General features: G+C 60.3%; 16 protein-coding genes. 5 read left to right on the top strand and 11 right to left on the bottom strand.

What is annotated here, in order from left to right; genetic code table 11:
- Positions 1–4: 4 nt before the first annotated feature.
- From rlmH to ACA079_RS28695, 4 genes are all read right to left on the bottom strand, one after another.
- A complete protein-coding gene (gene rlmH, locus ACA079_RS28680) occupies positions 5–472 on the bottom strand; it encodes a 23S rRNA (pseudouridine(1915)-N(3))-methyltransferase RlmH (protein WP_007937439.1) in 468 nt (155 codons plus the stop codon).
- A 9-nt stretch (positions 473–481) separates the two neighbouring features.
- The gene (rsfS, locus tag ACA079_RS28685) at positions 482–976 is read right to left on the bottom strand and encodes a ribosome silencing factor (RefSeq protein WP_033054148.1); all 495 of its coding nucleotides are present in this window, start codon (positions 974–976) and stop codon (positions 482–484) included.
- A gap of 72 nt (positions 977–1,048) precedes the next feature.
- Positions 1,049–1,738, bottom strand: coding sequence for a nicotinate-nucleotide adenylyltransferase (gene nadD / locus ACA079_RS28690; RefSeq protein ID WP_497273599.1), 690 nt, complete (start codon positions 1,736–1,738; stop codon positions 1,049–1,051).
- A gap of 1 nt (position 1,739) precedes the next feature.
- Positions 1,740–3,011 (bottom strand): glutamate-5-semialdehyde dehydrogenase, encoded by a 1,272-nt coding sequence (locus ACA079_RS28695; protein WP_111451174.1) that lies wholly within the window; start codon positions 3,009–3,011, stop codon positions 1,740–1,742.
- Positions 3,012–3,200: 189 nt separating this feature from the next.
- Here ACA079_RS28695 and ACA079_RS28700 point away from each other — a divergent pair, with 189 nt between their 5' ends.
- Positions 3,201–3,896 (top strand): DNA-3-methyladenine glycosylase, encoded by a 696-nt coding sequence (locus ACA079_RS28700; protein WP_497701746.1) that lies wholly within the window; start codon positions 3,201–3,203, stop codon positions 3,894–3,896.
- A gap of 106 nt (positions 3,897–4,002) precedes the next feature.
- A complete protein-coding gene (locus tag ACA079_RS28705; RefSeq protein WP_497701747.1) occupies positions 4,003–5,319 on the top strand; it encodes a bifunctional DedA family/phosphatase PAP2 family protein in 1,317 nt (438 codons plus the stop codon).
- A 90-nt stretch (positions 5,320–5,409) separates the two neighbouring features.
- Here the strand turns inward: ACA079_RS28705 and ACA079_RS28710 are convergent, their stop codons facing one another.
- The 3 genes from ACA079_RS28710 to ACA079_RS28720 are packed head-to-tail and all read right to left on the bottom strand — an operon-like array spanning position 5,410 to position 7,086.
- The gene (locus ACA079_RS28710) at positions 5,410–6,000 is read right to left on the bottom strand and encodes an LON peptidase substrate-binding domain-containing protein (protein WP_084319700.1); all 591 of its coding nucleotides are present in this window, start codon (positions 5,998–6,000) and stop codon (positions 5,410–5,412) included.
- Between the two features lie 10 nt (positions 6,001–6,010).
- Positions 6,011–6,727: an LrgB family protein gene (locus ACA079_RS28715; RefSeq protein ID WP_415771636.1), complete on the bottom strand. Its 717-nt coding sequence runs from the start codon at positions 6,725–6,727 to the stop codon at positions 6,011–6,013.
- Entirely contained in the window at positions 6,724–7,086 is a 363-nt protein-coding gene (locus tag ACA079_RS28720; RefSeq protein WP_129440876.1) for a CidA/LrgA family protein, read from the bottom strand. Before ACA079_RS28720 ends, ACA079_RS28715 begins: the two co-directional genes overlap by 4 nt.
- Before the next feature lie 196 nt (positions 7,087–7,282).
- On the opposite strand from ACA079_RS28720, the gene ACA079_RS28725 reads away from it, so the two are divergent.
- The 3 genes from ACA079_RS28725 (at position 7,283) to ACA079_RS28735 (ending at position 10,241) form a co-directional block, all read left to right on the top strand.
- A complete protein-coding gene (locus tag ACA079_RS28725; RefSeq protein WP_123367685.1) occupies positions 7,283–7,738 on the top strand; it encodes a MaoC family dehydratase in 456 nt (151 codons plus the stop codon).
- Between the two features lie 115 nt (positions 7,739–7,853).
- Positions 7,854–9,572: a C13 family peptidase gene (locus ACA079_RS28730; protein WP_497701748.1), complete on the top strand. Its 1,719-nt coding sequence runs from the start codon at positions 7,854–7,856 to the stop codon at positions 9,570–9,572.
- A gap of 27 nt (positions 9,573–9,599) precedes the next feature.
- The gene (locus ACA079_RS28735) at positions 9,600–10,241 is read left to right on the top strand and encodes an oxidoreductase (protein WP_497701749.1); all 642 of its coding nucleotides are present in this window, start codon (positions 9,600–9,602) and stop codon (positions 10,239–10,241) included.
- Positions 10,242–10,359: 118 nt separating this feature from the next.
- Here ACA079_RS28735 and ACA079_RS28740 read toward each other — a convergent pair whose 3' ends face one another.
- From ACA079_RS28740 to ACA079_RS28755, 4 genes are all read right to left on the bottom strand, one after another.
- Positions 10,360–10,644 (bottom strand): YceK/YidQ family lipoprotein, encoded by a 285-nt coding sequence (locus ACA079_RS28740; RefSeq protein ID WP_497701750.1) that lies wholly within the window; start codon positions 10,642–10,644, stop codon positions 10,360–10,362.
- Positions 10,637–11,269: a flavin prenyltransferase UbiX gene (gene ubiX, locus ACA079_RS28745; protein WP_046048695.1), complete on the bottom strand. Its 633-nt coding sequence runs from the start codon at positions 11,267–11,269 to the stop codon at positions 10,637–10,639. Before ubiX ends, ACA079_RS28740 begins: the two co-directional genes overlap by 8 nt.
- Positions 11,266–12,615, bottom strand: coding sequence for a UDP-N-acetylmuramate:L-alanyl-gamma-D-glutamyl-meso-diaminopimelate ligase (gene mpl / locus ACA079_RS28750; RefSeq protein ID WP_497701751.1), 1,350 nt, complete (start codon positions 12,613–12,615; stop codon positions 11,266–11,268). Before mpl ends, ubiX begins: the two co-directional genes overlap by 4 nt.
- A gap of 172 nt (positions 12,616–12,787) precedes the next feature.
- Positions 12,788–13,948, bottom strand: coding sequence for an integrase core domain-containing protein (locus ACA079_RS28755; RefSeq protein ID WP_497701752.1), 1,161 nt, complete (start codon positions 13,946–13,948; stop codon positions 12,788–12,790).
- Between the last annotated feature and the right edge of the window lie 33 nt (positions 13,949–13,981).

The raw sequence follows: 13,981 nt of genomic DNA on the forward strand, positions 1-13,981 counted from the left end.
AGAACTACTTGTGGTAAGGGTGGCCGGACAGGACTGTCCAGGCACGATACAGCTGTTCGCCGATCAGAATTCGCACCAGCGGGTGCGGCAACGTCAACGGCGAGAGCGACCAGCGCTGATCGGCCCGGGCACAGACTTCCGGCGCCAGCCCTTCGGGGCCGCCGACCATGAAATTCACCGTGCGCGAGTCCAGCCGCCAGCGATCGAGTTCGACCGCCAGCTGCTCGGTGCTCCAGGGCTTGCCGTGGACTTCGAGGGTCACAACGCGCTCGTTCGGCCCGACCTTGGCCAGCATGGCTTCGCCTTCCTGACGGATGAAGCGTGCCACGTCGGCGTTCTTGCCACGGGTGTTGAGCGGTATTTCCACCAGTTCCAGCGCCAGCTCGGACGGAAGACGCTTGGCATATTCATGCCAGCCTTCTTCCACCCACTTGGGCATGCGTGAACCGACGGCGATCAGTCGCAGTCGCACAGCGGTCCCTTATTGCTGGTCTTTGTTGAGCTTGACGAAGTGCTCATGGGTGTTTTCCGGGCTGTGGTGAGCCGCGTTCAGAGCACGGCTCTGTTCTGCACCGGACCACAGACGCTCCAGGTCGTAAAACTGACGAGCCGAGGCGGTCATCATGTGCACGATGACGTCATCCATATCCAGCAGCACCCAGTCGCTGTCGCCCTTGCCTTCTTCACCCAGCGGCTTGACGCCCAGGGCTTTGACCGCTTCGCGGACCTTGTCCAGCATCGCGCCGATCTGACGGTTCGAAGTACCGGTAGCGATGATCATGAAGTCAGTGATGCTCTGCTTTTCACGAACGTCGATGACCTGGATGTCCTGGCCCTTCACGTCTTCCAGGGCTGCTACGGCAACCTTGACCAGCTCTTCACCGCGCAGCTCAGGGCCGGTTGGAACCTCTACTGGCAGAGGGGCGCTCTTGAACGTGCCTTTGCGCTTTACTTTAGTTACGTCTTTGTTCGTCATATAAAACTCGTTTTGCTCGTATGTTCGGGCGCTTCGGTACACGCGTTCACGTGTTTTGAAGCGCTCCCTTTTTCAGTTCGACGCACGGTAGAGACCGTGCGCATCGATGTAGGCCAGGACCGCGTCGGGCACCAGGAAACGTACCGACTTACCGCTGGCCAGCAGTTGACGGATCTGGGTGGCGGATACCGCGAGCGGTGTCTGCCAGACGAATGCAATCTGTCCGCTCGGCCCTTTGAGGGCCAGCGGGTCGCTCACCGAGCGTGCCGCCAACAGATTGCGCAAGGCATCCGGCGGTTCGCTGTCGGCATCCGGGCGTTGCAGCACCAGGATGTGGCAATGCTGGAGCAACTCTTCCCAGCGGTGCCAAGTGGGCAGGCCGCAAAATGCGTCCCAGCCCAAAAGTAGAAAAACCTGGTCTTCCGCGGCCAGTTCGGCACGCATCAGTTCCAGGGTGTCGATGGTGTAGGACGGTTTGTCCCGCTGCAATTCGCGGGCGTCCACCACCAACGGCGCCACACCGGCCACCGCGCACTCGACCATCGCCAGACGGTCTTTCGCCGAGACTTGCGGCGTACCGCGATGAGGCGGTCTGGCACTAGGTGTCAGACGCAGCTCATCGAGCGCCAGCGATTCGGCGACTTCCAGCGCACTGCGCAAATGGCCGATGTGCACCGGGTCGAAGGTCCCGCCCAGCATGCCGATGCGTCGAGGCGCAGGCTCGCTGGCGGTTTCCGGGGCTGACAGGTCGAGGTCGCCCAAGTCAGTCCGACGCCTGGCCGCGTAACTGGCCATCACCGACCACGATGTACTTCTCGCAGGTCAGACCTTCGAGGCCCACCGGGCCGCGGGCGTGCAGCTTATCAGTAGAAATGCCAATCTCGGCACCCAATCCGTATTCGAAGCCATCGGCGAAGCACGTCGGGGTGTTGATCATTACCGACGACGAATCGACTTCCGCGACGAAACGCCGAGTGTCAGCAAGGTTTTCGCTGACAATCGAATCGGTGTGATGGGAGCCGTACTTATTAATGTGTTCGATGGCCTGGTCCAGCCCGTCGACCACACGGATCGAGAGAATCGGCGCCAGGTACTCGGTGTTCCAGTCTTCTTCGCTAGCGGCAACAGCCTCGATGATCGCCCGGGTGCGTTCGCAGCCGCGCAGCTCGACGCCTTTTTCGCGGAACTGTGCAGCCATCGATGGCAGGAAATCCTTGGCGACCGATTGGTCCACCAGCAGGGTTTCCATGGCGCCACAGATGCCATAACGGTAAGTCTTGGCATTGAAGGCGATGCGCTGGGCTTTCGGCAGGTCGGCGTGAGCACTGACGTAAACGTGACAGATGCCGTCCAGATGCTTGATGACCGGCACACGGGCGTCACGGCTAACGCGCTCGATCAGGCCGCGGCCGCCACGGGGCACGATAACGTCGACGTATTCAGGCATGGTGATCAGTGCGCCAACGGCGGCACGGTCAGTGGTTTCGACCACTTGCACCACGGCGGCAGGCAAATCGGCTTCGGCCAGACCGCGCTGGATGCAGGCGGCAATGGCACGATTGGAATGAATCGCCTCGGAGCCGCCACGCAGGATGGTCGCGTTGCCAGACTTCAGGCACAGGCTGGCGGCATCGATGGTCACGTTCGGCCGGGATTCGTAGATGATCCCGATCACGCCCAGCGGCACGCGCATCTTGCCGACCTGAATTCCCGACGGCCGAAAGCTCATGTCGCGGATCGCGCCGACCGGGTCCGGCAGAGCCGCTACCTGACGCAAACCGACGATCATGCCGTCGATGCGTTCAGGGGTCAGCGCCAGACGCTCAAGCAATGCCGGTTCAAGACCATTGGCACGGCCAGCGGCCAAATCCAGTTCATTGGCAGCCGTCAGCTCGGCGCGAGCAGCGTCCAACGCATTGGCAGCAGCCTGCAAGGCGCGGTTTTTCTGCGCGGTGCTGGCACGGCCGATGACGCGAGAAGCTTCGCGGGCAGCGCGACCCAATCGGGTCATGTAGTCAAGAACGGACTCAGTCATTGTCTGTGGTGGTCTTTGCTAAGGTCTTGGTAAAGAGTAAAGCGGCAGATTATAGCTGTCGCGTCCACCGACTAACAGCGGTGACGGGCGGATGGTCGAAATGGAGGGCAATTTGCCGACGTTCAGCCGTGATTAAGCTGCAAATTGTTATCATCACGACTCAATCAGCCCTGATAAACGCCGTTCATCATGACCAACCTGACTGTTCCCACGTCCGCGACGAGCCTGCCCAAGGGGCTCGCGGATGCATTTTTCGACAGAGATGCTCAAACACTGGCGCGGGATTTACTCGGCAAAGTCATTCGTCATCGGGTCGGCGACCTGTGGCTCAGCGCCCGGATTATCGAGACTGAAGCCTATTACTTCGAAGAAAAAGGCAGCCACGCCTCCCTCGGCTACACAGAAAAACGTAAGGCTTTGTTTCTGGATGGCGGCCACATCTATATGTACTACGCCCGTGGCGGCGATTCCCTGAACTTCAGCGCCCAGGGCCCGGGCAATGCGGTGCTGATCAAATCCGCCTATCCGTGGGTCGATGACTTGAGTGGGCCGGCGAGCCTGGCGCAGATGCTGTTGAACAATCCCGACGCCCAAGGTCGCCCTCGCCCCTCGCAAAAGCTTTGCGCCGGACAGACTTTGCTCTGCAAAGCGTTGGGCCTGAAGGTGCCGGTCTGGGACGCCAAGCGCTTCGACCATGAAGTGCTGCTGGTGGAAGATGTCGGCCCGGCGCCTGTTCACATCATACAAACCACGCGATTGGGCATTCCCCACGGGCGTGATGAGCATTTGATGTACCGTTTCGTCGATGCGGCTTACGCGCCGTATTGCACGAGAAACCCGCTGCGACGGGGGCAGGTCGAAGGTCGCGATTATTTTTTGCTGTGAACACAATCTCCTGTAGGAGCTGCCGAAGGCTGCGATCTTTTGATCTTTAAAGATCGCAGCCTTCGGCAGCTCCTACAGGTCAATAAAAAATGATGGAGTTGTTTTTATGGGCCAATGGCTCGATAGCGTGACCGGTTGGTTGACGGTCAACCCGCAATGGCTGGCTGCGGCGGTGTTCATAGTGGCCTGCGTGGAATGCCTGGCGATTGCCGGGCTGATCGTGCCCGGCACGGTGCTTCTGTTTGCCGTGGCGGTACTGGCCGGCAGCGGTGCGCTGTCGCTGGGCGAAACGCTGTTGCTGGGGTTCCTCGGCGGCGTGCTGGGCGACATCATTTCGTACTTCCTCGGGCGACATTTCCATCAAAACATCCGGCGTTTGCCGGGGTTGCGCCATCATCCGGAATGGATCGCCGGGGCCGAGGCGTATTTCCAGCGTTACGGCATCGCCAGCCTGCTGGTCGGGCGCTTCATCGGTCCGCTGCGACCGATGTTGCCGATGGTCGCCGGGATGTTCGACATGCCCTTCCCGCGCTTCGCCGCCGTCAGCCTGCTGGCCGCCGCCGGTTGGAGCGTCGCGTACCTGCTGCCCGGCTGGGCCACGGGGGCGGCAATTCGCTTGCCTTTGCCGGAGGGCTTCTGGCCTGAGGCCGGCATCGTCGCCGGTAGCATCGTCGTCATGGTGGGCTTGAGCGCCACCAGCAGTCTGCGCCGTCATCGCAAAGCGACGATGCTGATTACCGGGATGAGCTTTCTGATTCTGGCGGGACTGTTTATCGGCTATCCGCACCTGACCGCCCTCGATCAGGGCGTGATGACCCTGGTGCAGGAACACCGCAGCCCGATGCTCGATGAAGTGGCGGTGACGTTCACGCTGATCGGCGAGTTTCGCAACATGCTGTTGTTCAGCGCCCTGCTGACGGGTTTGCTGTTGCTCACCCGTCAATGGCGCCAGGCGATTTTCGCCGGTAGCACCCTGCTGTGCACCGCGCTGGGCAACACCATGACCAAACACTTTTTCGCCCGCGTACGCCCGGAAGTGTTGAGCGATCCTCTGACCAGCTACAGCATGCCCAGCGGCCACGCCTCGGGCTCTTTTGCGCTGTTTCTGACGTTGGCCGTTCTGGCCGGTCGCGGACAACCACCACGCATGCGCCTGACCTGGCTGCTGGTAGGTTGCTTGCCAGCGCTGGCGATTGCCCTGTCCCGGGTGTACCTGGGCGCGCACTGGCCAACGGATGTGCTGGCCGGCGCGATGCTGGCAGCGTGCGTGTGTGCGGCGAGTTTGTGGCTGAATCAGCGCCCGGCGCCGCTCAACGCCATGCCACCGAAGGTCTGGTGGCTGGTGTTGCCGGCGATGGTGGCGCTATTCGGGTTCTTTGCTTTGCGGCACTTACCGCATGCGATGTTGAGATATGCCTACTAAAGATCAAAAGATCGCAGCCTGCGGCAGCTCCTACAGGTGTACGCCTTACCCATGTAGGAGCTGCCGAAGGCTGCGATCTTTTAGCGGGTGTCAGGCAAACAACTCACCCTGCAACTCATCCAGCAGCGCCTGAATCGCATCCAGTCGCTGCTGCGGATCATCGAGTTGCAGCAGATCGATCTTGTCCACTTCGGCAAACGGCAACAGGTACGCCAACTGATTGGCCAGTGACTGCTGCCCGGTTGCTTCAGTGCCCATGTTCAATGCTTCGACCATCGGGTGTTCGGCCAAGGCTTTGAGCAGCGCAACCAGGTCGGCGTCCTCGTCCTGCAGCGGTTGCTCGGGTTCGTCCTCCAGCCACTCGACCTCGGCGACGGTCAGCTGATCGCGCTGAACCTCGGTGCGCAACACGTGAAAACGTCGTCCGCCCTGCACCCGAATGCCCAGCAAGCCATTGTCCTGCTGTTTGAAATCAGTGATCAGCGCCTCGCATCCGACCAGCGCGTAGCCCGCCGGGGCGATGCCGACTTCTTCGCCGTCGAGGATGCACACCACGCCGAAGCCGCCGCCCTGTTTCATGCAGCGACTGATCATGTCCAGGTAGCGCGCCTCGAAGATCTGCAAATCGAGGATGCAACCAGGAAACAACACCGTGTTCAGCGGAAAAAGCGGCAAGCTCATAGACATTTCCTTACACCACCATCGACACCGCCAACGGCAGGAAAACTGCCGTGGCCACGCCCATCAGACTCATCGCCAGCGCCGCGAAGGCGCCGCATTCTTCATTTTCCTGCATCGCCACCGCAGTGCCTACCGCGTGCGCCGTCATGCCCAGTGCCATACCGCGCGCCTCAGGACTGTGCACACCCAGCCTGGTCAAAAGACTCGGCCCGAATATCGCCCCGATCACCCCGGTAATCAACACGAACACTGCCGCCAGCGCCGCAACGCCACCGATCTGCTCCGCCACCAGCATGGCAATCGGCGACGTCACCGACTTCGGTGCCATGGTCATCAGGATCATGTGTTCGGCACCAAACGACCAGCCCAGCAATACGCCCATGCCGGTGGCGACGACGCCACCTATCACCAGCGTAGTAAATATCGGCCAGAACAACTGCCGAATGCGCCGCAGATTGAGGTACAGCGGCACAGCCAGCGCAACAGTCGCAGGCCCGAGCAGGATGCTGAGGATCTCGGTGCTCTTGCGGTACTCGGCATAGGTCAGGCCGCAACCCACCAATACGCCGATCACCAGCAGCATCGAGACCAGTACCGGTTGCAGAAAGATCCAGCGGGTTTTCTCGAACGCCGCCAGCACCAGCTGATAAGCACCCAGCGTAATGCCGATACCGAACAACGGATGATGAATCACCGAAGTCCAGGCGCCGTGCCAGTCGAGGATCATTGGCCGTCCTCACGATGAGCGTGACGCTTGACCATGCGCTGCATCAGCACGCCAGCAAAGGCCAGGGACAGCAACAGAGACAACACCAGCGCGCCGACGATGGCCCAGAAATCTGCGGCAATGTCTTTAGCGTAAACCATCACACCCACGGCTGGCGGCACCAGCAGCAACGGCAGATAACGCAGCAGACTGCTGGCCGCGAGGTTCAGCGGTTCGCCGACCTGGCCACGGCTGATCAGGAACACCAGCAGCAACAGCAGGCCGACAATCGGCCCCGGCAGCACCGGTAAAAACAAGTGGTTGATGGCTGTGCCCAGCAATTGGAACAGCACCAGCCAGGTCAGGCCACGTAACAACATCCGTCATCTCCCGCCAATATCATCCCGCACAAGCGGGCCGAGCATTATAAGCACGTCAACGCTATAGACCGGCATTCGCCAAAATCATGTTCAGTTGACCGGAGCCATTTGCCATGTTGATCTAAAGTGGTAATCCGGGAGGTCAAATCCCCCCACCTCAAAAACTATAAAACCGATGAACCCAAGGAGAGTCTCAATGCCCTATGTTCCAGTTGCAGAGCTCAAAGATTATGTCGGCAAGGAACTCGGACGTTCCGAATGGCTCACCATCGATCAGGAGCGTATCAACCTGTTCGCCGAAGCCACGGGGGACTATCAGTTCATCCACGTCGACCCGGTCAAAGCCGCGCAAACGCCATTTGGCAGCACCATTGCACACGGTTTCCTGTCGCTGTCGCTGATCCCCAAGCTGATGGAAGACATCCTGATTCTCCCTGAAGGGGCGAAGATGGTGGTCAACTACGGCCTGGATACCGTGCGTTTCATCCAGCCAGTGAAGGTCAATTCCAGGGTACGACTCAAGGTCGACATGAACGAAGTCATCGAGAAAAAGCCCGGCCAATGGCTACTCAAAGCCACCGCCACGCTTGAGATCGAAGGCTCGGACAAACCGGCCTACATCGCCGAGCCACTGTCCCTCTGCTTCGTGTAGTAACCCATCCCGGATGCGAAGCAGCTCATGCTGTTTCGCGCCCTCTCCTGTTTCCTGGCTATATAAGGTCAAACAGCTGCGGCATACTCGGTCGCCTAATTGCCCGGATCCCGCTATGCGCCCACTTGCACTCCTCGCCCTGACCCTATTGCTCACCGCTTGCGGCGACGGCGAATCGCTATTGCCCCCCGACGCCCGCTTGCCGGACGGCGGACGCTATCGCGGTGAACTGGTCAACGGATTGCTGCAAGGCCAGGGCCGTATCGATTACCCGAATGGCAGCTGGTACGCCGGCGACTTCGACAAGGGCCAGTGGCATGGCCAGGGCGAATGGCACGGCAGCAACGGCGAAGTCTATCGCGGGGGATTCAATCTAGGGCTGTTCGACGGCAAGGGCACACTGACCACCAGCGGCAGCAGCTTCACCGGCAGTTTCAAAGCCGGTCGACGGGACGGCGAAGGCACCCTCAAAGAAAACGGTATGACCTACCGCGGTGAATTCAAGGCCGATCAATATTCAGGGCTCGGTCGTCTCGAACTCGAAGACGGCAGCTCGTATCAGGGCCAGTTCGCCCACGGCAAACCCAACGGCGAAGGCCAACGGGGCGACGCCAGCGGCAATCAGTTCACCGGGCATTTCGTCGACGGCCAGCTCGAAGGCAACGGGACTTTCAACAGCGCCGATGGCGATATCTATGTCGGCGGCTTCAAGAACAACCAACTGCACGGCAAGGGCCGTTACGAGAACGCCGACGGTGATGTCTGGCTCGGTCAATTCAAGGAAGGGTCGCTGAACGGCAAGGGCGAGTTGATCGGCGCCGACGGCAGCCATTACATCGGCCAGTTCAGCGACTGGCGCTTTACCGGCCAAGGTCGATTGAACCTGTCCGACGGCAGCTTCTACATCGGCCAGTTCGACGGTGACAGTTACTCGGGGCACGGCACCCTGGTGCTGACTGACGGCACGGTGCAAAGCGGTACGTGGATCAATGGCCAGCGTGTTCGCGATGCCGATGGCAAGCTGCTGCCCGACAGCCTGGAACTCGGCTTGCTGGCCCAGGGCCGTTTGCTCGACGATGCACTGTCCAACGTGCCGGCTTCGACCCCGGCAGTCGAGTTGTATACCTTGACCCTGGGCGGTGACGGCAAGCAAAGCGTGTTCCTGCGCGAATCCGATTACGTCAGCAACATGCTCAGCAGCCGCTTTGGTGCGTTTGGCCAGATCCGCCTGGTGAACCATCGCGACCACCTCGTCGACCGGCCGATGGCCACCCGGGAAAACCTGCGCCGCGCCGCCGCCACCCTGGCCGAACGCAGTGGCCCGGAAGACTTGATCTTCATCTACATGACCAGTCACGGCACCAGCGAACACGAACTGGTGCTCGACCAGCCGCGCATGGAACTGTCCGATCTGCCGGCCGACGAACTCGCCGCGGTGCTCTCTCCGCTGAAAAACCGCGACAAGATCATCGTGATTTCGTCCTGTTACTCCGGTGGCTTCATTCCGGCGCTCAAGGATGAACGCACCCTGATCATGACCGCCTCGCGCGCTGACCGCGTGTCCTTCGGCTGCTCGGAAGAAGCCAACTTCACCTACTTCGGCGATGCGCTGTTCGCCCAGGCACTGAACCAGACCGACGACCTGGAGCAGGCCTTCAAACTGGCCAAGGCCACCGTCGCCGAGCGCGAACTGGCGGACAGCTTCGAAGCCTCTGAACCGCAGATCTGGGCGCCGAAAACCGTACTCTCTCACTGGCAGCTGTTACGCAAACAGCAGGCACGAAAAGCGCTACAAAGTGTCTCTATCAGCAGCAAGGATGCAAAGAACAACTAAGCTGAATAGTATCAAGGGGGAAACACTATGTACTTGACGCCTCAGCACGTATTGCTTGCCGGAGCTACCGGTTTGACCGGCGAACATCTTCTTGACCGTCTGCTCAATGAGCCAACGATTTCACGAGTATTAGCGCCCTCACGCCGGCCATTGGCCGAACATCCCCACCTGGAAAACCCGGTCGGCGACCCTGCGGTGTTTCTGCCGCAATTGAATGGTCGCGTCGACATCGCCTACTGCTGCCTGGGCACCACAATCAAGAAAGCCGGCTCGGAAAAGGCGTTTCGCGCGGTGGACCTGGACATGGTGGTGGCGTTCGCCAAACGTGCACGAGAGATGGGCGCACGGCACCTGATAGTGATCAGTGCCCTGGGGGCCGATCGCAGGTCCTCTGTTTTCTACAACCGGGTCAAAGGCGAGATGGAATACGCATTGCGCGCACAGGACTGGCCGCAACTGACCATTTGCCGACCTTCGCTGCTGCTGGGCGAGCGTATGGAACCGCGCATGGCTGAGCAATTCGTCGGGCCTTTGTCCCGTTTGATCCCCGGCAAATACCGCGGCATCGAAGCCTGCCAACTGGCCCGCGCCATGTGGCGACTGGCGCTGGAAGAGCAGGATGGGGTGCGGATTGTCGAGTCGGATGAGTTGCGCAAGTTAGGCAAGTAATCCTACGGTGCCCAGGAAGACGCCATCGCGAGCAAGCTCGCTCCCACATTGGATTTGTATACGACACAGATCAAATGTGGGAGCGAGCTTGCTCGCGATTAGAGCGCGAAGCGCTCTCCTACAATCCGCCCGTTGCCTGAAAACTTACCCCGATGACCGTAAGCACCGACAGCGGCAACAGCAGCGTGTCGAGCAACGCACTGGCCGGCAGGTCGACGCCCGGATAGCTCGGAGCTTCGGCGCCGAAGCGGTCCATGGCGCAGCAGCCGCCGTTCATGGCATACAAATCCAGACGCGTCCCCGAATACACCACGGGTGCCCCAGGTTTAGCGGCATCCAGCGTGCGCGCCGTGGCGCAGCCAGCCAATTGCAGCGCCAACACAATCATCAGTAGCTTATTCATCGCTGGTCAGATGGTGTTCGCCCCAACGCGGCAGCATGTCCTGGGGAATGTTCAGCAGATTGAGAATTCGTGCCACGACAAAATCGATCAAGTCGTCGATGGTTTGCGGCTGATGATAAAAGCCTGGCGACGCCGGCAAAATCGTCACACCCATGTTCGACAACTTGAGCATGTTCTCCAGATGGATGCTCGAATACGGCGCCTCACGCGGCACCAGAATCAGCTGACGACGTTCCTTCAAGGTGACGTCGGCAGCACGCTCGATCAGGTTGTTGCAGGCCCCCGTCGCAATAGCCGACAAGGTCCCCGTGGAACACGGCACCACCACCATCGCTGCCGGTGCGCCGGAGCCCGAGGCCACCGGCGACATCCAGTCTTCCTTGCCATACACCCGAATCTGCCCGGCGGCAGCGCCGGTGTATTCGGTGAGGAAGGCCTGCATCATTTGGGTTTTCGGCGGCAACGTAACGTCAGTCTCGGTGGCCATCACCAGTTGCGCAGCCTTGGAGATCATGAAGTGCACCTCGCGGTCTTCACGAATCAGGCAGTCAAGCAGGCGCAAACCATATTGGGCGCCCGAAGCACCGGTCATCGCCAGCGTGATGCGTTCCGGGCCGTTGTTCATTGCAGCGCCTCGGCGAGTTTGCCGTGCAGGCCGCCGAAGCCGCCGTTGCTCATGATCACCACGTGAGTGCCGGGCTGGGCCTGGCTCTTCACGCGCTCGATGATGCCTTCCAGCGAATCACTGACGATCGACGGAACGGTGCACAACGCAGCGGTCGCGCCCAGGTCCCAACCGAGGTTGGCCGGCGCGTACCAGATCACTTGATCGGCATCGACCACGCTTTCCGGCAAGCCGTCGCGGTGAGCACCGAGCTTCATGGAATTGGAGCGCGGCTCGATGATCGCAATCAACGGTGCATCGCCGATGCGCTTGCGCAGACCATCGAGGGTCGTCGCAATAGCCGTCGGGTGGTGAGCGAAGTCGTCATAGATGGTAATGCCGCGGACCTCCGCGACTTTCTCCATCCGGCGCTTGACGCTTTTGAATGCGCTCAGCGCAGCGATGCCCATGGACGGCACAACACCGACGTGGCGCGCCGCAGCCAACGTGGCCAGAGCGTTGGCGACGTTGTGTTGGCCGGTCATGTCCCACTCGACCACACCCTGGGCAATACCTTCGAACATCACTTCGAATTTCGAACCGTCTTCGCTGAGCAGTTTGACCTGCCACTGACCGCCGGCACCGGTGGTCTGCACCGGGGTCCAGCAGCCCATCTCGATCACACGCTGCAACGCAGGCTCAGTGGTCGGATGGATCACCAGGCCCTCGCTCGGAATAGTCCGCACCAAATGGTGGAATTGCCGCTCGATAGCGGGCAGATCGGGGAAGATGTCGGCATGATCGTATTCCAGGTTGTTCAGGATCGCCGTGCGCGGGCGGTAGTGAACGAACTTGGAGCGCTTGTCGAAGAACGCGCTGTCGTACTCGTCGGCTTCGATCACGAAGAATGGTGTGTCACCCAAGCGAGCGGACACCGAGAAGTTTTGCGGCACGCCGCCGATCAGGAAACCCGGGCTCATGCCCGCGTGTTCCAGCACCCAGGCGAGCATGCTGCTGGTGGTGGTTTTGCCGTGGGTACCGGCGACGGCCAGCACCCAGCGGCCTTGCAGCACGTGATCTGACAGCCATTGCGGGCCGGAAACGTAGGGCAGGCCTTTGTTCAGCACGTATTCGACAGCCGGGTTGCCGCGGGACATGGCATTGCCGATCACCACCAGATCCGGTGCCGGATCGAGCTGCGCCGGGTCATAGCCTTGGGTCAACTCAATGCCCTGAGCCTCCAGCTGAGTGCTCATCGGCGGATATACGTTGGCATCGGAGCCCGTCACGTGATGGCCCAGCTCTTTGGCCAGAACCGCCATCGAACCCATGAAAGTGCCGCAGATACCAAGAATGTGAATGTGCATTAGTCGACCTCGTAAAACATGGCCGCAGGTTAGCTTAGGGTGGGAAAATTCGCACTCTTTAGGTGATGGGGTGGATTGGGGGTGGTGATATTAGGGATGTGGGGCTGACTCTGGATCCACCCCTCACTGTAGAGACCGGTACATCCTTTACACATTTGACCGGGTACATCGTTTACACATTTAACAGGCTTGATACGCGTTTGGCACCGCGTTCAAGCCTGCCTAAAGGGAAAGAGCAAAGGTACAACTCCCACACGCCATCAGCCACTTCCTTCAGCGCGACGTGCTCGTCGATCAGTGCCTCGCCCAGAAAGATCAGGGCCCCTTGCCACTTGATCTCACCATTCTTGCGCACCCGCCGTACTTCGACGTCGGCCCCGTATTCGACCGCCGGCAAATAGCCTGGATAAGGTCTGAGTGACGGGCGATAGATATCCGCTGGCGTCTTCATCTCCAGCGCCGTATGAGGCCGTGCGTGATTGAAATCCTGTACGAAGTCCTCAAAGGCAAGCTGCTGACGCAGCAGGTTTTCTGCCGGCGGCCTGAGCACGGCAGCCTTTAGCGTGCGGTGCATGCGTTCATGCCGACCGTTCTGATCCGGGCGTCCTGGCTTGATTGTTTCGGGGTGGACACCATGCCTGATGAACCAGACGGACAGCCTGGAGAGGCGGGCCAAGCCTGTCGACGCAAATGGCGCGCCGTTATCGGTGCGGATCACATCAGGCATGCCGAACTCCCGGAACGCCCACTCGAAGCCCTGACGCGTAGGTTCACCGTGGGTGCTGGGAAGCGCCCGGCATTCCAGAAGATAGCGACTGGCATGGTCGGTGATGGTCAGCGGATAGCACCAGTGGCCGTCCTGGGTTCTGAATTGCCCTTTGAAATCGGCGCACCAGGTTTGATTGGGTTCGTCGGCCTGACGTAGATGCACTGGCCCATGCGGGCGGGGCTGGCGCAGCCGTCGAGGAATCACCAGACCGGCCTTTTTCAGCCACTCTCCAGCGGTGCTGGCGGCCGGCCAAGCGATCTGCGGCTGCGCATTGCGCAGGCGCTGGATCAGTTGCTTCGGCCCGCGATCCGGGTGCTCGCTTTTCTTCGCAAGCAACGTGGCAATGATTTCATCGCGGGTTTGATGCGGACAGCTCAGCGGTTTTCGCGAGCGCTCTTTCAAGCCATCTACGCCGCAGGTTGCATACCGATCAAGCCACTTATCGACCGTCGGACGGCTAACGCCATATCGTCGACTCAGTTGGCTCTTGCTGTAACTGCCGCTAAGCCAGTCATGGATTAATTTCACTCGCTGATCCATCGGGGACTCTCGATTCCAGGGCATGGTCAGTACCTCCTGACCATGATTGATACCTGT

The organism is Pseudomonas sp. LBUM1645 (genome assembly GCF_059716185.1).

Coding starts and splice junctions, on each gene's coding strand:
- ubiX (WP_046048695.1), bottom strand. CDS start 11,269: ATGAACAACGGCCCGGAACGCATCACGCTGGCGATGACCGGTGCTTCG.
- ACA079_RS28730 (WP_497701748.1), top strand. CDS start 7,854: ATGCGCCCACTTGCACTCCTCGCCCTGACCCTATTGCTCACCGCTTGC.
- ACA079_RS28720 (WP_129440876.1), bottom strand. CDS start 7,086: ATGTTGTTACGTGGCCTGACCTGGCTGGTGCTGTTCCAATTGCTGGGC.
- ACA079_RS28705 (WP_497701747.1), top strand. CDS start 4,003: ATGGGCCAATGGCTCGATAGCGTGACCGGTTGGTTGACGGTCAACCCG.
- ACA079_RS28710 (WP_084319700.1), bottom strand. CDS start 6,000: ATGAGCTTGCCGCTTTTTCCGCTGAACACGGTGTTGTTTCCTGGTTGC.
- ACA079_RS28755 (WP_497701752.1), bottom strand. CDS start 13,948: ATGCCCTGGAATCGAGAGTCCCCGATGGATCAGCGAGTGAAATTAATC.
- rsfS (WP_033054148.1), bottom strand. CDS start 976: ATGACGAACAAAGACGTAACTAAAGTAAAGCGCAAAGGCACGTTCAAG.
- ACA079_RS28700 (WP_497701746.1), top strand. CDS start 3,201: ATGACCAACCTGACTGTTCCCACGTCCGCGACGAGCCTGCCCAAGGGG.
- ACA079_RS28735 (WP_497701749.1), top strand. CDS start 9,600: ATGTACTTGACGCCTCAGCACGTATTGCTTGCCGGAGCTACCGGTTTG.
- ACA079_RS28715 (WP_415771636.1), bottom strand. CDS start 6,727: ATGATCCTCGACTGGCACGGCGCCTGGACTTCGGTGATTCATCATCCG.
- mpl (WP_497701751.1), bottom strand. CDS start 12,615: ATGCACATTCACATTCTTGGTATCTGCGGCACTTTCATGGGTTCGATG.
- ACA079_RS28695 (WP_111451174.1), bottom strand. CDS start 3,011: ATGACTGAGTCCGTTCTTGACTACATGACCCGATTGGGTCGCGCTGCC.
- ACA079_RS28725 (WP_123367685.1), top strand. CDS start 7,283: ATGCCCTATGTTCCAGTTGCAGAGCTCAAAGATTATGTCGGCAAGGAA.
- ACA079_RS28740 (WP_497701750.1), bottom strand. CDS start 10,644: ATGAATAAGCTACTGATGATTGTGTTGGCGCTGCAATTGGCTGGCTGC.